The organism is Diaphorobacter sp. LR2014-1 (genome assembly GCF_002916785.1).
In the GTDB taxonomy this organism is placed as follows: Bacteria; Pseudomonadota; Gammaproteobacteria; order Burkholderiales; family Burkholderiaceae_C; genus Diaphorobacter; species Diaphorobacter nitroreducens.
The window spans coordinates 77,725-95,709 of sequence record NZ_MTBE01000008.1 but is presented as its reverse complement, the minus strand read 5'-3'; the positions used below and the strand labels follow the sequence as shown (position 1 = coordinate 95,709).

The window sequence follows — 17,985 nt, the reverse complement described above, 5'->3', positions numbered from 1 at the left end:
TTGGGAAATTTGTTTATCCCATCCATGCCCACTTCTGGACACAGCACCAAACGACCTATACGGGGAGCGTTCCCAGCTTGATACGCAGTTATTTTTTTGTTGGACGATTTTCGGCGCGCACGACCTTGCGGCCGAAGAGCTTTGCCATGCCTTCTGTATGCGTGGCTTGAACCCCGGCAAGTGTCATGTCGTCCGTTGGCCATGCGTTCGACATGGCCAGCACCAGATCGTGCCCCCCCCGCCATTCATCACGAAGAAAGATAAATGGCAAGAACTCCTCATAGCAGATGAGGACACGTGCGACGGTTCCGCCATCGAGGTAGAGCCTGTTATCTCTTGCCCAATCAATGGTGAATCGATCTTTTTTCCAGGGCGCCCACATTGACAGAAGCGCCGGGTTGCTCTGGTTGACGATCTGCTCCTCCCCCTTCGGGTTCAGATACAGCGCCTGATTGAGCCGAGTGCCATCGTCCAGTGTGACTTCACGCCCGATCACCACCCCAATCTTGGAAACCTCAACGGAGGCCATGAGCATCCGATTGTTGAACCTGAAACTGCTGTCATAGGCTCCAAGCGTGGTTTCGGGGAAGAGCAATATCAGCCCATCTTCATCTAGTCCACGCCCTACACCCTTGATGATCTCCCCTACCTTCAGGTATCGGTCAACGGTCTCTCTGTCGCTAGAAGGTGGTGCGCCAAGATGTGTAGCAACCGCATGGACCGGCCCAGCGCCTCGCATCTCCGCGCGTTGTTGGGTGAAGGAAACCACCAGAAGGGCAGGAATAAGGACAGCGAGAACCCTCATGCGCTCAACCTTCGGCATCCAAGCGAAATGGCCCGTAATGGCCAGCGCGATGATGATGCCAACCCAACCCATACCTTCGAGCGCGTAACCCCAGCCGTAAAGCGGATGGCCACCCTGCAGCACGGCGAAGAAGGGGAGCAGCGACACCAGAAAACCCGCAAGAACACTCGCAACACGTGTCCATGGCCTGTCGGCTTGAGCCCACCATGAAAGCGCCCAAGGCAGCGCACCAACAATGCCCAGGACAGTCCAACCTAGCAGCCCCATCCATATGGTGTCAAACCAGCCGCCAATGAAGACAACCGCTCCACGCAATACGGCGAGGTGGTAGCCAGCAGCAAAGAAATAGACAGCAAGGCGACCGCTCAACAAAGTGAGACACATAGGCATTGCCAGCGCGAGTAAGGCTGTGCGTCCTTCACCCCAGGCCAACCAACCCAGGCAAGCGCCTAGGGCGAATACAAGGCCTAAGCGCGCAGCCCTGTGTTCACGTTGGCGACTTTGCAGGAACATGCGCCACCACGAGTGAGCGCCGGCAAAATTCAAGGATGGTGTGTTGATCAAGATGTGGATCGTTATCTGAAAGGGCTTTCATGCACAAAGAGAGCACCTGGTAGGTATCCGCAAGATGCATGCGCAATGCATTGTTGCGCTGGCCCTGTCTGAGGCTTATGAGCAATGATGCGCCCTGATCCATTACGCGCAAGTTTTTGTTTTTCTCAGGCCCGTGTGCCAAGAACTCAACAAGGGTGTTTGGCCCGCCGTATCCCGCCATCATGGCGGTGAAAACAGGCAACTCGCGGCGGGTCAACTGGAAGGTCAGCTTGTCGGCCCAGTCGTAGGTTTGGGGGCCTGTGCAAGTTGCAGCCTCAACGGCGACAGTGGCCAGTGAGGACTTCAGGCAATCCGTTTCGAATGTGAAAGCCGACTTAGAGCCAAACAGCTTTGCCTGAAGCTGTGCGGCCCTCCGGTCCTGTTGCGTTGGTCGATCTTGGCTCACTATTTTCAGTTCTAGTCTCGGCGCCCAAAAGAGCCACGCAAGATGCCACCTGCGTGAACTTTGTATGCATCAGCCTTGAGTGAGCCGTACATCTTGCCGGTTGCTCCAAGCTGCACTACCCCCTCAACAACTCCGCTCTCGCACTCCACAACACCGAGGACGTACAAATCGCCGCGCACGTTCAAGCGCCCACTGATGCGACCAGACTCCATCACGATCAGAGGTCCATTGGTGACGGTGTAAGAGCCACCCTTCAGCTCCCCCTCGACCAATAGGCCCGTTGAGCACTTGTAGTCCCCATTGATGGAGCTTCCTTCAGGGATTCGACTTTTGATGTTCTCGTTTCGGAAGTTGATTTCGATGTTGTTTTCCATCTTTAGTCCATTCTCAGCTGACCAGCCGATGTGTTCGCCGTCCCGCCTGCAGGATTGACGCTTGTAAGCACGGCGCCATTTGGTAGTCGATCTCCCACCCCAACCATGACTGGGAGTTTCGTGCGGGGATTTGTCACGATGACAGCGTTTCGTGTGATGTCCAGAACCTCGACTCGCTGAGTTTGCGCAGGCACTTCCTGTCGCGCGATACCTCCTACTTGGCGCTCGCGAATAGGCTTAGCAAACCCCTCATCGTTGGCCTCGCTGAGTTTTCTCTGTCTCGTCTGTTCAGGCTGCTCAAGGGGGCGATCAAGAGGGGCTTCAGCCTTTGGTTCCTGTTCTTTACGGCTGGCAGGCTTGGGTTTGGCAGGTTTGACGGGCTTGGCGGGTTCTGGTTTAGCCTTCGGCACGTCACTCATCTTCGGCAGTTGGACCGAGGGAGGTGCAACCGGCTGCTCTTGGGCCGCTGGACCCGCTTCAACAAGTGACTTGCCTTGAGTTTGTGGTTCAGCAATGGCGGCCACCGGCTTCACCGGAGAAGCCAGAGGAGCATTAGGTTTTGCAGCTGGCTCCTTCTTCTCCTCGCCGGCAGAGACATCGAGAACGGTGATTGGAGATGCTGCATTCACTTCGGGCTTCAGCACTTTTTGCTGTGCCGGCCGAGTGTTGTTGTTGGCCAAGTCGGCCTGCACAGGTGGTGGAACTATTACTGCGTGTGCGGGCACAGCATATGGCGACGGCATTGCAGGGATAGCAGGAGCCGATGGAGCAGCCACAGAGGCCGAAGTGTCACCAATGGCGCCAGAGGCGGGGGTTGCAGCAGCCAAGACCGCAGCTGGAACCAATGTGGCGTCTTCGGGTGGTGGGTTTTCTCGAATGGGCGCAGCAGTGCTTTGTACGAGGGGTGCGCCACCAGGCGGCTCTGGAGCAACTTGACCTGTTGGTGCCGCCCGCCCATTCAACAAGTTCGCATTGCTCATGGCCAAGGGTATCGAAAAACCCAACCTATCGGAACTGAAGTAACCGAGGCTCAATGCGGCGACAAGAAGGGCCACACTTCCAATGGCCTTGTTCCGCGAGAAGGCGTCCACTGTACGAATCAGCGGATGAAGTAGCTTGCCTTTGCGTGTTGAGAGTGGGTATCCCATGCTAAGGATGGCCCCCTCCCCAACTATCAACCTATTCAGATCCATGCTCGCTAGGAGGTCGCCTCAGCTCTTGAGGCCGCCTGTTTGTAGATCAACCTTGCGATGTGGTTGTCGCCATCAGTGCCAAACGGGAAAAGGACCGCTTCACTGCGCTTCACATCACTGGTTTTGGATTGCTCTTTCACCCTGCTAATTTCGAAGGGTGGCTCACATGAATCGGGCAGCGCATCAGCAAGAGATACCTCAAATGCTTGTGCCCAGTTCTCAGCAATCTCATCGCCAAGCTCATCCATGCGCTCTGCAGTCTCGCCGTCATTGCCCGCATCATCAACAGCATTGGTGCGTAAGAGCGTCAAGGTGGTAAAGGCCTCGAACTTCGAACCACGTGTTGATTTTTGCCAAGCCTGCAGATTGAAGATCTGGCGCGTGAGGTTGCCGTACCGGGCCTTTGCGTACCGCAAGGCCGCGAGGATCGCGGAGTAGGCGTTTTCTGAGTTGGTGCGCACCTCAAGCGCCTGGCCATTCACAAGCACATCCGCTCGCGCTTGGAAAGAACACTTAACGCCATGCAGCTGGACCAGCTTGCACAGTTTGGGGCCCTTGCAAACCCGTGCCTGGCGCTCGCCGCTGGCCGCATTCAAGAGCACCGCTTTCTGGCCATTGCCTGTACAAACCGGCATCCCCTCAACGCCATCCGCCCAGCCTTCATACCGTGCGCGAATGTTGTGTTCAGGACGCTCGAAGTGGAATTGAACGGGCACCCACTCCAAAGTCCCCTGCCCCGTTTCATTCTTGATCGTCTCATGCAAAGGATGTCGCTCAAAGCCATGCGAATCATCGAGGCAATCTGGGGCTACCGGGGAGTGAACGTGGGAGACGATTTCAATCTCTCCCTTGGACGAATCATCCACCTTAATGAAACCAACAGGAGGTGCTGCATTTACGGGCTTGAGATGTTGCATAGCGATTCCTTTGCCTCTATGAGACCACAGAATATGTTCCTGTCAAATTCCAACAGCCGACGCCTACCGATTAATGCAGCATCATTTTTTTGCGCCTTTTCATTTCCAATGGGATCGCACATTCACCATCCAGCCACTGGCAGATTTCAGCAATACGAGCTTCCGCAATCTGAGTTGTTTTCATACTCCATTCGATTGACTCAATAGGGCTGTCTTCATTCGCTTGGATGTACAGTTTGAATCCGTAGCATCCCGCCTTCTCCAAGGCAAGTCCTACAGCAACAAATACGTGGGTTTCATGAATCACAGTGAGCCATCGCTTGATGCCCATGTACAGGCCCTCACTCAACTCCATGGGTGTCATGCACTGGACGTTATCAGCTTGCACAGCTTTTGCTCCAATATTGAACTGCAACGCACTCTGAAAAAGCTGGCAAAACTTGAATGCATTGTTGGACGCCGCTGTATTAACAACAGGTTTTGAGTTAAACCCGCTTGCCGTGCCAATGGCGAAGCACAGCTCTGGAAGTCCCGGCCCGGTTTCATTCTTTTGATATTTGAACTTCAATGACGGGTTTTTTGATTTACCTGCAAATACCTTGCAGGCTTCATAAACCTCGCAAGGGTTCATACCCGTGATGGCTGAATGGGACACAAGCCCCGAGAGATGTCGGATTTCGGCGCCAATCGAAAACAAAGACGAAAGTGCGGGGAGGAAACTAGGACAAGCAAAGGGCACAATGGCGCCGTTTGTGCCTGGTAGAACTTCTGAAGCGCCTACTTTGATGATGATGGGAGCGACCCAGAATAATGAGTGCTTAAATGAATTGACTGCTTCATTTGCGCTCACGAAGTTGGTCGAGTTTGCGCGAATCACCTCACTCGCGCGCTCAGGTGAGAATGCTGATTCAAATAGTTTGGAAACGCTCTCTTCGTCGTTGTTCTTTATTGCATTGACAAGTTGAATTGAATTCCAAGTGGTTTCATTGATTTCGTACTCGTGCATAGGCTCACATTTCTTCAATCTGTCAAACCATACATGAGTTTCGACTTGGCGCAAGTATGTAGTTCAAGGTTGCACGATTGAAATTGCGGCGTAATCTACACGCATGACGAACGCAACAAATCCCCACTTCGAATGTTCGCGAAAGGCGAACAGCAACAGTGAGTACCATTCGGACAAGGACATTCTGAGTAGCACTATGCTCAAAGACGCCTTGGTCAGTCCCCTTGCGTTTATTCATACACTCACCTCACATACCTCGCCCACGCAGGACATGTGCTTCGGCAGTCTCATGCACGCGCTCATCATGGAGCCGCACACGGTCAACGATCTTGTTGCGGTAAGCCCCTCACCTCTCAGCAATAACAGCGAGTCACGCTCCTTTCGGGCAGCTAATCGTGATCGGTTCTGTCTCTGGATTGGCGACCTGGCGAAGGCCCAGCTGCTGGCCGATAAAACCTTGAACGAGAAGTTCAAGGGGCGCCCCTTCTTCAAGTACGTTGAAGAGTCATTATGCGAGCAGAGCATCTATTACACCGATCCGACGACCGGCCTCAAGTGCCGCGTTCGCCCTGATATGGAGCATCCGGATTTCACCTTTGACCTGAAGACGACCCGTTTCTATGGCCCACGTGAATTCCAACTCGACGCGATTCGCAAGCATTACGACTTGTCGGCCTACATGTACTCGTATGCCCGCGTACTCGCTGAAACGCAGGCATGCGGCGAAGTGGTCCAGCCCAAACCCTTTGTGATTGTCCCCATTTTCAAGACCGAGCCCTATGGCGTCTTCTTTCGCACCTGCAGTGATGAATTCATCATCAACGGGGGCAAGAAGTACCAGTCGGCGTTGCAGACGATTGCAGCATGCCGCTCTGCCGACTTCTGGCCATCAACATCTGGCGAAATCGAACTCGGTATTGATCACTGGCAGCAGTTCGACTCGAAGAATGCCCCGTGGCTTACCGCCCTGCAATGAGCATTCCGTTTCCCCTTGTTTGCAGCCGTCCGTTGCCTACGATGAACCTGCTTGATGACCTCCACCAGACGGGGTTCGATACTGCTTGAGATTTCACACATCTCAATTGGGGGAAGCACCTCAAACCGTCGCTCAATATCCGTGTTATCAAATATCGCCTCGGTTTGGTCACGGTAAAGTGCATTCAATGCCTCAATGTGCATAGGCAACCCTACCGATTCCATACATCCAGCAATCTCGCGATGATCTTTTGCATCCCAAGAATGAATGGGAGTCGCATTCAGATCCGTTCCTGGAAATACATCAGCAAAAAAACTCTGGCAATGACAGTTAAAGCCTGTCATCACAGTAACCGTGCGAGCACCACTCACCTCATAGACGTAATGAGACATACCGACTCCTGAACTCAAGATTTGTTGATGGCGCGCGAGTACTTTTTGAACCCAAAGCTAGTGCAAGACCTAACACTTGTTTGTGGTCGGCGCCGAGGAAATTAACGAACTGGTCTTGGTTGGAGGGCGATATGCCCTGTGCCGTAATGGCGGTGTGATGCAAGCAAAAAAGAATGCCTTTTTAGAGGGTGGTCCCTCTAAGAAGGCCCCTCCCGACCGAGGTCGGGGGGGAGAGCCAGCTTTTTTGCTTTGCGTGCCTGGAGGGCGTGACGTTCTCGGACTAACTAGATCCCATTAGGGAATAAGAAGTCGGAAAGATTTTTTGGTGCGTCTGCAGCGGGTGTGGCAGTGGACTTGGCTTCCACATGCTTTTGCTGACGGCGCTTGCGTTTGACCTGCTCTTGGCGGGCCTTGATGGTATTGATCGGCGCTTCGATGCGCACGACCTCATCGTATTGAGCTGTCATGTGACTCCTGTTTAAAAAAAGGAGCCACTGCGCGAGGCAAGGGCCCCGCTGGGTTGAGTAAGGGTTGGACTAGCCAACGAATAACGCTGAACGTTATTTGTGAATTATAGACAGACGAAATCTGTAACGTCAACGACCGAAAAGGTCTGGCTGCAAGGCTTGTTTTTTGCCCTTGGCACTTTCTACATCTGCAGCAGAGGTGGTGCTTTCTGCCCCGCCCTCCCCTTCTTGGCCACCAAGTTGTTGATCAGTGAAATTGCCGATGCTGGCAACTACAACGATAACGCCCCGCTGCCTTAGATCATTGCAGAGCTGGTCGTGAGTTTTCTTGTCCTTGTCGTCAAAGACGATTACATGGTCAACGGACTGCGCGAACAAGCCCAAGTCTTCGCCGATCAACCGCTTGCCGGGCGAACCCACATAGGTGATGGGCATTCGCTCTGCAAGAGCCCAATCATGAGCGGTCCAGGCGCTGTGCCGGCCGAGCCAGTGGACTAAGTGCCACTTCTTGCCGTACCTGCGTTGGACATGACGGAGCCGCTTGCTCACCTCTGCATCAAGTGCATTCGCGTGACCGAGGAACGCTATGCGGGGCGCCGCCAGCATAGACATTGCAGACTGATGCAACGGCGCGGCAACCATCTTCGAGAAATGGCACATCTCCAGTTGCTCGACAATGTACTGCGCAACCTCTTTATGACCAAACATTGGCTCATTCGCTAGGTAGTAGAAGCAGATTCCCTGCTCAACTACAGAGCTGCGCACCATCCCCCAATCGTCACGCCAATGATCTTTGTTCGCCCTTGATCTACGCATTGCACTCTGTGCTGATGGTGTCAGGAGAATTTCATCTTGTCGGGAAGGCTCAAGCTTTGCTGCCTCAACCCAGTGAACGAGGCTTGCGTAGTGCTGCCTCATTCTTTGGCCATCTTTCATCACCATGGGCCCAATGAAACTCTGATCAATGTGAAAGTGACTTGTTGCGCTGGTTGACATGCTGATGTTTCTTGCCTATGGTACTGTCGGGCCTTTGTTTAGCAAATAATGCGGTCGCCTGCTGAACGTCAGACCGGGCTACCGCCACCACTAACCTCGCCAGTACCTGATGTTTCCCACATCGGTATGGATGAAGTTTTTCGCCCTGTAGTAACCAACCCCGCCACCACCAAGCCATTTAGCGAATTCATTCTGCACTTCAATGTTGATTCCTTCGATGTACCCATCGTGGGCGTTCCCAAGAAGGTGCTGACTGTTTTTTGCAGCACCTTCGAGCTTCGAGTTCGTCTCGGGGAAGCGCGCCCCACTTGTGCTGATGTAAGGGCGTTCAATGCCGTTGAATTTCAACCATCCACATTGGGCGTAGATGACATCAAGAAGCACGGGGTTCATGTACATGGCCTTGCCTGCAGCTCTATCACGCAGGAACCAGCAAATCTTCTCGTACTCTGACACGATCAGTTGGCCATCTGCCCAGTAGACGGCACGAATCTCATCGTCCGTTTTGGCCCTTTTTAGCCAAACCCACCGTGGTTGATTCCAGAAATTTGGTGTCATCACGGTGCCTGCCGTGCTAGACCTTGCAAATGCCTCTGGCGCGAAGGCTGCTGCAATCAGCAGTGCTCTGCGACTTAGTTTCATTTCAGGTGCCACTTGAAGCATGATGGCCGACAAGGCAAGGCCTTGGCGAACCATTCACACAAACTACCCTCGATATAGCCTTAGACCCTAGCGATAACGCCAAGCGGCACAGCATCGCTGGATGCTGGAGCATCGTCCTTGGCAACCGGGGCGACTGCAGTGGGACGAATGACCGGGAGCGAACGCTCAGCTGCTGGCACAAAGGGCGATGCAAGGACTTTGGAGGCACCTGCAGTGGTGGAAATGACAGACCCAGAGGGAGCCTCATCCTCAGCAATCGGCTCAAGAGTGAACAGTTCAGCCTTGACCTTTGCGCCACGATGCATATCCAGGTCCGCATAGTGGATCTGCCCTTCGATGGAGGCGCAGGGCAGAACCTCCAGCAGGCGGCGAGCGTGCACAGTACCCGTGAACGAACCCTCAATCAGCACCACATCGGCCTCAAGAGTTGTTTCGTTAACCACCGCATCACGGGCAATACGCACCACACCGCCCGCTGGAAAGGTAATGCTGCCCTGATACTGGCCCTCGATGCAGATTCCGCCATTGGCCTTCTTGCCAACGTACTTGCCATGCATCTCCATATCGGCGCCGATAACGCTGGTGATGTTTTTGATTTGCTCCTCGGTAACGGAGCGGGGCGACGCGAGTTCATTGGCGGGGGAGGTAATGATGTTGCGTGCTGTCTGGTTCATTTTCGATTCCTCAAGATTAAAAGTTAGACACGGAAGGGAAGAGTTGTGAAGGGAAGGGGGGAGGGGAGGGGGATGCGTTTAAATTCGCAATGAATCTCCTTTGCTAGTGCGTCCTCGGTAGTATTCAACCGGCTTGAATACCACCTCATCTAGTTCTCCGTCGCAAGCGAGCGTTTCGTACTCAACTTCGCCTCGTACTTTTGCGCTTCGACCGACAGTCACAGATTGGGCCTCAATTGACCCGGTGAACTTGCCATCCATCGCCAAGTTTGTTGTGACCAGTACACCATTCAAAGCAGCCGATTCATTGACATGAAGAGTTGCGCCACGCCTCGTTTGACGGAATTCACCGTTGCACTCGCCGGAAATCACAAGTTTCTGGCCCCTGTGAACCACAACCCCTTGAAATGCTGCGTCGTCTGCAATATGGCTGTCACCAGCAGCCGCTTTGTGCGGCTCTACAGATCTAGCCGTTATCGACTCGAAACCTGGCCGCGCCACCGAAAGAAGGGTTGATCTTCTGGGCCTAATCCAACGAAAAAGTCGCGCAAGAAAGCTCAAACGCCGCACCTCAGCACCCCTAGCTCGCTGCTCGCGCATTTGCAGCTGGTAGCACACCAAGCGGCTCGGGCTTGTGCCAGAACCAAACATTGCAACCTCGGGCCGATGCGATTTGTGTTCGTTCTTTTACCCAAGCGTCAATGCGATGCACGGGGAATCCGCCGCCAGTCAAATGCAGTTCTGTCTTTCGAGTTGGGGTGTCAGTGAGGACAAAGTTCGCGCATTGCTTATGGGATTGTGCGAAGGAGAGGGGTCTTTCAAACGAACGACCCTCTTCAAGCAACTTTGACAAGAGGAGATCTTCAGCCTCGAAGTTCGACGGGATGAAACGAGCACCTACCCGCATGAGAACGCAATCCCTTGCAGTCAGCCGCCCCTCCTCATCCGGGGAAATTTCAAGCAAGGCAATCACGGACGACTTACTCTGTTGCTGGATCTGCAGTTGATTCCAGCCACGACGAGAAAGCCTGGACAACCGTTCAAACAACTCTGTTGTCACGAAAATTTTTGAGTAGTGGTGCTGAAGACGCATCAGAACACCACGACTGCAGGGCTCAATCGAAGCAACCACCCCCAACAGGTAGCCAGACGAATGCGAGTCACGCTTAGCAACTACGGCATCCTTTGCAACCATCAAAAACTCAGTGAATGCCGCCCAATCATCATTGATAGCTTGCTTCTTCTCTTGCGAGAAAACAGGGGGTATGTATAGCCGCGATGCGATGCGAGCACCACCACATTCGTACGCTGCAGCAGCACGCAAAAGCAGAGACCTAGCAAGACCCCAATCACGACGCCACCCAGATTGCCATTTATTCAGGCCGGCGCATGCCCAAAGGGAATGCATTACATCCCAGAGGTCAACAGACTTACCAGCCGGTTCTTCAGCAGGAACCCCTACGGCCTGCCCCCGACCATCAACAACCGACCCCGGATACACACCACGATTACCAGGCATCGAACCCGAATAGAACGGGCAGTCCGTAGCGTGCACCCCGCCTTGATCCGGCCATGCAGCAAGGTGCAATGACTTGCCTCTTTTTTTGATCGACAGCCGCAGGCCAACATCCGAGCAAAGACATACAGCATCACCAGACTCGCGCGCACCAGCCAGCAACGACTGATAGTTGCCAGGCCGAAAGCGAGCATCAACAGCGCTGACTTCAACGCCATTAATTCGTATGTACCCGTCGCGCTTCGTGTGAGGTTGCATGCATAACTCCCGTTCTTCTGATTCCAGCGAACAGGGATATAGTGCGACAAAAGACTGTTTGCGCAACCAGGGGCATGCGACCCATACGGTCCTTCGGTAACCATTTTTGACTCGATTGCGCCCGCCGCCCCCACGAACCAGTCTCCACACCACCCGATGGCGGCGAACAACCACACCCAAAACCACCCCAGAAGAGCGAAATCTTAGGGCCTAAGATTCTCCAAGCCAACGGTGTTTTATTGCGTGATGTACGTGTTTTCTGATCGTTTCTTCTGCTGTTGCGCGGTCTGAGCTTCTTTTGTTCTGTTTGTGCCTATTGATTAGGCAGAAAGCGACGAAATTAAAGACCCACAAGAACCGACCAGAAAAGAAGGCGACACGACTTATAAGCAACAGTGCTTTATATAACGTGTTTCGCGGCTTATACTGCGCGGACAGTCATATTTGATCCACTGAAAGGCGCGGCATGGTTTCGTTCAATGATCTGAAGCAGCTATCCACAAGGTCCAAGGCGGTAGTTGCAACTGCCAGGCGAACGATGCTCGCCCCTGATACCTCAAAGATTCAGCCGTTCTTCTCTATTACGGACGTGGAATTGCACTCCGGAATTCCTGCAAGCAGGATTCGGACAGTTCTTCGACACCAGAAAGTTGACGGCCAACCGCTCCCCTCTGGCAGGACAAAAGAAGCAATCGGCCCGCAAGCAGACAGCCTAGTTGGGCGCGGCTCGAAGCTTTTCTATACCGCAGACGAGTACAGCACGATCATGCGGGCGCTCAATCCCGAGCGTTATCGCCCTAAAGGTGTTAACGCGGTGGTCATCTCTGTTTGCAACTACAAGGGTGGCGTCACCAAATCGACCTCTGCCGTGAGCCTTGCTCAGGCGCTATCCAGTCTCGGCCATGGGCGCATCCTCGCCATCGACTTGGACCCGCAAGGTAGCCTGACCAACCTTTTTGGCTACTCCCAGACCCTGGACATTGAGTCCAACATGACCACTTTGCCAATCTTGATGGGCCATGAAACGTCCCTGAAGAGCAAAGTCCTGAAGACCTACTGGCCGGGCGCGGATCTGATCCCTTCTGATCCTGCCCTTCAGTCAGTGGAAAGCAATTTCATGCGAGACATTCAGGAAAATGGTCTCCAAGCAATGCTGCGTCTTCGCAAGTCACTTGTTGAGTTGAAGACTGAGTACGACTTCATCATCATCGACACACCTCCGAGTCTCAACAACCTGACGACACATGCCCTGCTCAACACAGACGGGGTGATCATGCCGCTGCCTCCATCCAATCTAGACCTTTGCAGCGCATCGATGTTCTGGGATTTGTTTATCGAGACGTGCGCCCGTTTTGGTGCCGAGGATCATCCTGACGACGCCATTTTTTCTTTCATCAAGGTCTTCTCGCCGAAGGTTGAGCGAACCCGCTCATGCCAGCAGGTTCTGCATTGGATAAAAGAGACATACGCTCGATATCTGTCCGGCGTCCAGGTGCCCAAATCGGCTGCAGTTGCGAGTGCGGCCGATTCTTTCAGCACAGTTTTCGACACCCCTCCCAAAGGTGCCACCTACAAGCGCTCTATCAGTCACGACCTTGTACGAGATGCCTACATTGATCTCGCCAAAGAAGTTGAAGTTGAGGCGATGTCCATCTGGTATCCAAGCAACCAAGTTAAAGCTGCATAACTATTGAATCCGTAGGAAGGAAGAACCATGTCTTTTTTGGACAAGATCGAGAAGAAACAGTACGGCAAACTCGATTCCAGCGATGTGCAGCAGCAAATGGAAGCCATTGAAGCAATGCCTTCTAAGGGCCCGAGAACATCGGTTGGCCGCATCCTCGCTGAATCCGAGAAGTACCACGTAGGAGCGCCCCAAAAGCTCTCCCCTCTACAGGTACGCCGTGGTGTCATGGCAAACCGTTTGCCAGACTTCTTCTCTAGTCCTGAATTTTTGGATCTGAAGCGTCGTATCCAAGAAAGCGGCGGCAACAATCAACCGGCGATGGTTGTTGATACCGGAGAGGTAGACGAAAAGGGTGAGCACATCTACGAGATCATCTATGGCCACTGCCGCCATGAAGCTTGCCTGCAGCTGAGCCACGAGATGATCAACGGGCAGCAGAAGATGTACCCGTTCCTTGCTCAGATCATGCACAAAGACACGCCATTGACTGTGCGGGCAGCATTGACGCACTCAGAGAACGCTGGCCGTACGAGCACGACTGGTTGGGAAAATGCGAAATGGTATGCGCAGTTGATCCAGACGAAGGTCTATTCAACATGCCGTGCACTGGCCTACAGCATCGGCGAGAACGAGAATGCAGTGAGCCGGTATGTCCGGATCGTTGATAGCGTCGATCCTCGCATCATGGAACTGGTCAATGACGAACGCAACCTCTCCCTCACCTCGCTGGAGAAATTGTCGAAGCTCAAGCAGAAGGATGAGGCACTGTATGAAAGCCGGATTCAAGAGCTGCTCAAACCAGGCACCAAGTTGAATTGCGACGTTCTTTTCAAAGCACTCCTCGCACCAGTTGCCGTGATTCCCGAGGCCGGCGCTGATGAGTCGATTGTCGGAAAGGACGGCTCTACGCTTGGGACGCTGAGGCGCAAGCAGCGGGGGGCAGGTTTCACGCTCGTCTCTACCGTCAACCTCAAACCCGAAGGCTGGGCAAAACTCCGCGAGTTGATCGACCGCTACAGCATGAAAGGGGAGAGCGGTCAGGCTTAATTTCTCATCGGCATAACGACCAAGCAAAACTGTCGTACATCGAATAAGCAGCCATTCATCCTGCATATCCAAAGTACAGGATTCTCGAAAAGACGCACCAAGGCACCTAATCGGGCCATGGTGCGTTTCTTTTTCCGGGGTATGCCTTGGTATTGGCGGACTGTTTTTAGGGCCTCCTAGGCGATTCTGAGGCCTCGTTTTTGAGCGACTGCTGATGCATACGAGCGCAATGGTGCGGAATGAATCGATCCAGGACGATGTGCACTTTGATCATGAAAACAGCACCTGAATGAAATCCGAGATCCACGAGAGTACACAGGGAGCAACTCAGGCCCAAGAATCGGAAACTCGGTTGCTTTATCAGAAAAGTGCCGAGCTTCACGGAGACATGCAAATTCAACTTGATGCATCACGCATCAAAAAACTCACATCCACCCTCAAGAAGAGCCTGGTATTGCTGGAACATGTTCCGGACAGCCTACGCATGGAAATGCGACAACTGCATGCGAAGCTCGAAGACTACAGAAGTGACTTGTTGAGCATTGTCGATTGGGCCTCTGATGTGTATGTCCAGGCCCAGCGAGAAAAAACAAACTCTACGCGGGTGCAACTGGAGCGGTTCGGCTTCGAGAGATGGGGAGGGGACTCTGCACTACGAGACGCAGAGTTGGCGGTGCTCAAGGAGTTGCAGACCAGTTCAGGGATGCAAGCTATGGGCGAGTGGTTCCATGGGCATGGACTATTACTTGACATACCGGCCACTAATTTCTCCAGCCCGTTTAGCGCCTTCAAAGTCTTCAGCGCTGGAGAGGAAGTGCTGAACGCTAGTTATTGCCTCCTTCAAGCCCAGGGCACCACCGGGCAGAGAATAAAGGGATACAACAATGCTTGGTATCGGATTGGATTTTTAGAATACGACAACTACCTAAACCACCAGCTGGCATGTCAAAGATCATCGCTTAAGCTAATACAGCATATAGCTCAGCTACGATGAAAATTCATTCACGCATTGACTGCCGCTCCGAAACACCATATCGATTTGCTCGTAAGGTGTTGCTCTTCATACTGAGAGCCAGGGTTTATAACGAGGATCAATTTTCAGCAAAGCTGAAACAGGGTAGGGCGGTTGTTTGTTGTAACCATGTTAGCTATCTGGATGGAATCATCATTTGCCTCGCCAGCCCACGACCGATGATATTCCCTGTCGATACGGATTATTCAGTAAAGTCTTTTGGAGCCAAACTCATCTTACGTGCATTCGAGGTCATGGGCTTTGGCGAGGTAGTGCCAATGGACACAAAGAACCCCCTCACTTTGAGGCATCTGAAAAAACGAATCGATGGTGGCGATTCGGTTTTATTGTTCCCCGAGGGAAGAATTAGTACCCACGGACAGATTCAAACTGAGCAACCGGGCTTATCATGGCTTATCAAGCACTGCAACCCGCAAGTGATTCATATGCGATTGGAAGGTATTGAGCAAAGTGCGCTATTCTCCAAGTCAGGCCTGCACCCTCTACCAATAACAAAGATCAGGTTTTGCACCGACAGCTATCGGAAATAAAAAAACGCCAAGAGTTTCCACTTGGCGTTTTTTTTTAAGCTTGAAGAGCCAGAATTTCAGTTCTGGTGATCGGTTCAGACGCACGCGCCTTCTTGATGAGCCGAACAAGACGACGGCCTTGTTCAACATCAAGAACATCATTTTTCATCCAGGCGAACTTGGTAGTCACTTCGCTCGAACTGAAGTTCCGCCGAATTAATCCAGCAATGATCTCTTTGATTGCGACCAAATCCCAGTTTTCTGGGATATTGTTTTCAATCTCGATTGCATGCTCGTATTGCTCTTGAGAGGTTTCACTGAACTGGACAGCCACTTCTTTGTATTGTCCAAATTCGTGGTCAAAGGTCACTGAGGTAAACAACAGCCCCTTTTCGCCGAACTGGCGAGCCAGTTGACCTGCGTATGCATAGGTCTCAATCGCCTCATCCTGGTGAAAGAATTCTGCACCGACTTGTGCACAATCTTCCATGCATGGGGTAGAGCCCAAAAAAAATTGATCCATTGTGGACCTCCTGAAGAAAGGTCCACCCCGCATGAGGGGACCATGCGGTTGATGAAAGGGCAGGACAGGCCTGCAACATGCCAGGTGGCAATGTTGGCGCCATTCTAGGCAGGAATACACCACATTGCAATGGTGGTTGTGTCAAAGAGGCGTCTGGGGAGTCGATGACCTCCTACGACCCATCGATAGGCATCACCCGCCGTAGGTGGTCAAGACATCAGGCTTTATTGCTACCTATCGGAACTGTAGGTTGCGCGAGAGTGTCTCTACGATTTCCTTGTCAGTAATCTCTCCATAGAGTCGCTTCGCGTACCAATCCTGGAATGCAGCAATCACTCCTGGCTTATTCTTTCCATCGGAAATATGTAAAGATTTTGTTTTTATTCCCTCGTTATATTCATTGTAGAGGTCCAGTAATTCAGCTTTGTTAATCTCTGCTAGAATAATTTTTACATTATTTTTTCTATCCATCTCAACCATTTGCCGCAAGCGCATTTTCCCTTGATCTTTATTGTCTGCGTTCTCCGTCAAGGATGCAGCAGGGGCAGCAAAAAGGGCTCTATGCCGTTTTGTGTGGAACTTGACAACCTCAAAGACACCGATGCACCCATCCATCAGCCTGCGGCAATGCTGGTTGCAGCGGATTGAGCGGCAAATGCTTGAGCCTGGACATGCGCAAGTACGCGATGGCAATGAAGTTTCTGGCGGTTCTGAATCCCCTGGCAGCTCGCTTGGCCTGCTGCAGCAAGCCGTTCATGGCCTCCACATAGGCGTTGCTGCGACTGTCCAGCATCCCGCGCACGACCGCCTCGAATCGTTCGCTCAAGGTCTTGGCCAGTTTTCTGAACGGCTCCAGGCGGCTGCGCCGCGCCCAGCTCAGCCAGCCCTTCAATTCCTTGCTGGCATGCTCCCTGTCGTTGCCCGCCGCTGCACTGGCGTAGACCGCGCGCAGTGCCATCTTCAGGCGCCACGCCCGCGCACTCTTGAGCGTGGAGCGCTGCAGCCAGTGCATCGCGCTGGTTTGCTTTGCACTCCAGTCCCCGGGGTTGCGGCGCATGCCCCAGGCCAAACTCTTGAGCAGCTTGCGGTCGTTGTCGCCCAAGGCCTCCTTGATCGCCTGGGGCTGGGTGCTCATCTCTTGACGCCGCACCCCATCCATCGCCTCGTTGGCCATGGCAATGACATGGAAGCGGTCGTAGCTGATCTGGGCATCGGGCAACGCCAGTGCTACGCCCTTGGCGTAGGCCGCACTCATGTCCTGGCAGACATGTTCGATCTGGGCTGGATCGCCTGCGTGCGCCTTGAGGTCGGCAGCGAAGTCCATCACGCTTTGGTGATCACGCCCCTCGCAGGCAAACAACAGTCGCTTGGCATCGAGGTCGTGCACCACGGTGATGTAGTTCTGTCCCTTGCGCAGGCTGGTCTCGTCGATCCCCACCGTGCGCACCGTGCTCATGTCGTCCAGGGCGCGGGCCTGATTGACGTAGTACTCGATACGCCGCCACAGCGCCTTGTCCGCACAGCGCAGCAGTGCAGCCGCCTGGCGTACGGGCAACGTCTGGCACAACGACAAGGCCAGGGCTTCAAACAAGGCAGTAAAGCCGCTGCCTTCGCGTGCCCAGGGCACGTCCATCTGCGTCGTCTTGCCACAGGCCGTGCAGGTAATGCGCGGTACCTGGGCGTGCAACCAGGCCTCGTACTGAAAGAAGTCCAGGTGCCGCCATTGGCGCTTGAGCCGGTCATGCACGCCTTGCCCAGCAGCCTGGCAATGGGGGCACGTCAGGCGATTGGCCTTGCAGGTGAGCTCGAAGTCGATACGCCGACGTGCGGTGTCCAGTTCCACTTTCTCAACGCTCCACGGCTCCTGCAAACCCAGTGCGCTGGTGAACAGCGCCTCAATGCCAACACCCATCTTGCAATCCTCCTTGGCAAAGAACACCGCTCCGTGG

At 53.5% G+C, this 17,985-nt stretch carries 20 protein-coding genes; 5 read left to right on the top strand and 15 right to left on the bottom strand.

All coding sequences use genetic code 11. The features are described from left to right. Positions 1 to 88: 88 nt before the first annotated feature. The 6 genes from BV908_RS08905 to BV908_RS22135 all read right to left on the bottom strand — a co-directional run bounded on the left by BV908_RS08905 (position 89) and on the right by BV908_RS22135 (position 5,295). Positions 89 to 1,318 (bottom strand): hypothetical protein, encoded by a 1,230-nt coding sequence (locus BV908_RS08905; RefSeq protein ID WP_172751370.1) that lies wholly within the window; start codon positions 1,316 to 1,318, stop codon positions 89 to 91. Beyond that, complete coding sequence (locus tag BV908_RS08900; protein ID WP_103737889.1) at positions 1,293 to 1,805, bottom strand: hypothetical protein; 513 nt, start codon at positions 1,803 to 1,805, stop codon at positions 1,293 to 1,295. The genes BV908_RS08905 and BV908_RS08900 overlap by 26 nt, the downstream gene beginning before the upstream one ends. Before the next feature lie 11 nt (positions 1,806 to 1,816). Beyond that, entirely contained in the window at positions 1,817 to 2,179 is a 363-nt protein-coding gene (locus BV908_RS08895) for a polymer-forming cytoskeletal protein (protein ID WP_103737888.1), read from the bottom strand. 2 nt (positions 2,180 to 2,181) lie between these two features. After that, complete coding sequence (locus BV908_RS22140; RefSeq protein ID WP_146052235.1) at positions 2,182 to 2,859, bottom strand: hypothetical protein; 678 nt, start codon at positions 2,857 to 2,859, stop codon at positions 2,182 to 2,184. A 518-nt stretch (positions 2,860 to 3,377) separates the two neighbouring features. Continuing rightward, positions 3,378 to 4,289: a hypothetical protein gene (locus BV908_RS08885; protein WP_146052234.1), complete on the bottom strand. Its 912-nt coding sequence runs from the start codon at positions 4,287 to 4,289 to the stop codon at positions 3,378 to 3,380. A gap of 70 nt (positions 4,290 to 4,359) precedes the next feature. After that, positions 4,360 to 5,295 carry a hypothetical protein gene (locus tag BV908_RS22135; RefSeq protein WP_146052233.1) on the bottom strand — a complete coding sequence of 312 codons (936 nt, stop codon included), beginning with the start codon at positions 5,293 to 5,295 and terminating at the stop codon, positions 4,360 to 4,362. A gap of 196 nt (positions 5,296 to 5,491) precedes the next feature. Between BV908_RS22135 and BV908_RS08875 the strand changes: the two genes are divergently transcribed. Next, entirely contained in the window at positions 5,492 to 6,271 is a 780-nt protein-coding gene (locus tag BV908_RS08875) for a PD-(D/E)XK nuclease-like domain-containing protein (RefSeq protein ID WP_172751369.1), read from the top strand. Here BV908_RS08875 and BV908_RS22130 read toward each other — a convergent pair. The 6 genes from BV908_RS22130 to BV908_RS08850 all read right to left on the bottom strand — a co-directional run bounded on the left by BV908_RS22130 (position 6,217) and on the right by BV908_RS08850 (position 11,237). Continuing rightward, a complete protein-coding gene (locus BV908_RS22130; protein ID WP_146052232.1) occupies positions 6,217 to 6,663 on the bottom strand; it encodes a hypothetical protein in 447 nt (148 codons plus the stop codon). The two genes, BV908_RS08875 and BV908_RS22130, sit on opposite strands and share 55 nt — an antisense overlap. A gap of 284 nt (positions 6,664 to 6,947) precedes the next feature. After that, positions 6,948 to 7,130, bottom strand: coding sequence for a hypothetical protein (locus BV908_RS22125; protein WP_146052231.1), 183 nt, complete (start codon positions 7,128 to 7,130; stop codon positions 6,948 to 6,950). A gap of 129 nt (positions 7,131 to 7,259) precedes the next feature. After that, positions 7,260 to 8,072 (bottom strand): hypothetical protein, encoded by an 813-nt coding sequence (locus tag BV908_RS08870; RefSeq protein ID WP_146052230.1) that lies wholly within the window; start codon positions 8,070 to 8,072, stop codon positions 7,260 to 7,262. Positions 8,073 to 8,216: 144 nt separating this feature from the next. Further along, positions 8,217 to 8,801 (bottom strand): DUF882 domain-containing protein, encoded by a 585-nt coding sequence (locus BV908_RS08865; protein ID WP_172751368.1) that lies wholly within the window; start codon positions 8,799 to 8,801, stop codon positions 8,217 to 8,219. Positions 8,802 to 8,848: 47 nt separating this feature from the next. Beyond that, a complete protein-coding gene (locus BV908_RS08860; RefSeq protein WP_103737881.1) occupies positions 8,849 to 9,463 on the bottom strand; it encodes a polymer-forming cytoskeletal protein in 615 nt (204 codons plus the stop codon). A 580-nt stretch (positions 9,464 to 10,043) separates the two neighbouring features. Continuing rightward, positions 10,044 to 11,237 (bottom strand): DUF1173 family protein, encoded by a 1,194-nt coding sequence (locus BV908_RS08850; RefSeq protein ID WP_103737879.1) that lies wholly within the window; start codon positions 11,235 to 11,237, stop codon positions 10,044 to 10,046. Positions 11,238 to 11,703: 466 nt separating this feature from the next. On the opposite strand from BV908_RS08850, the gene BV908_RS08845 reads away from it, so the two are divergent. The 4 genes from BV908_RS08845 to BV908_RS08830 all read left to right on the top strand — a co-directional run bounded on the left by BV908_RS08845 (position 11,704) and on the right by BV908_RS08830 (position 15,534). After that, on the top strand, positions 11,704 to 12,924 hold the full coding sequence (locus BV908_RS08845) for a ParA family protein (RefSeq protein WP_103737878.1): 1,221 nt from the start codon (positions 11,704 to 11,706) through the stop codon (positions 12,922 to 12,924). A 27-nt stretch (positions 12,925 to 12,951) separates the two neighbouring features. Further along, a complete protein-coding gene (locus tag BV908_RS08840) occupies positions 12,952 to 13,971 on the top strand; it encodes a ParB N-terminal domain-containing protein (RefSeq protein WP_103737877.1) in 1,020 nt (339 codons plus the stop codon). 289 nt (positions 13,972 to 14,260) lie between these two features. Beyond that, the gene (locus BV908_RS08835) at positions 14,261 to 14,965 is read left to right on the top strand and encodes a hypothetical protein (protein ID WP_103737876.1); all 705 of its coding nucleotides are present in this window, start codon (positions 14,261 to 14,263) and stop codon (positions 14,963 to 14,965) included. After that, a complete protein-coding gene (locus BV908_RS08830; RefSeq protein WP_103737875.1) occupies positions 14,962 to 15,534 on the top strand; it encodes a lysophospholipid acyltransferase family protein in 573 nt (190 codons plus the stop codon). The genes BV908_RS08835 and BV908_RS08830 overlap by 4 nt, the downstream gene beginning before the upstream one ends. A gap of 34 nt (positions 15,535 to 15,568) precedes the next feature. Here the strand turns inward: BV908_RS08830 and BV908_RS08825 are convergent, their stop codons facing one another. From BV908_RS08825 to BV908_RS08820, 3 genes are all read right to left on the bottom strand, one after another. Then, entirely contained in the window at positions 15,569 to 16,036 is a 468-nt protein-coding gene (locus BV908_RS08825; RefSeq protein ID WP_146052229.1) for a hypothetical protein, read from the bottom strand. Between the two features lie 234 nt (positions 16,037 to 16,270). Beyond that, positions 16,271 to 16,567: a hypothetical protein gene (locus tag BV908_RS22120; protein WP_146052228.1), complete on the bottom strand. Its 297-nt coding sequence runs from the start codon at positions 16,565 to 16,567 to the stop codon at positions 16,271 to 16,273. A 58-nt stretch (positions 16,568 to 16,625) separates the two neighbouring features. Next, positions 16,626 to 17,948 carry an ISL3 family transposase gene (locus tag BV908_RS08820; RefSeq protein ID WP_103737935.1) on the bottom strand — a complete coding sequence of 441 codons (1,323 nt, stop codon included), beginning with the start codon at positions 17,946 to 17,948 and terminating at the stop codon, positions 16,626 to 16,628. Positions 17,949 to 17,985 lie beyond the last annotated feature (37 nt).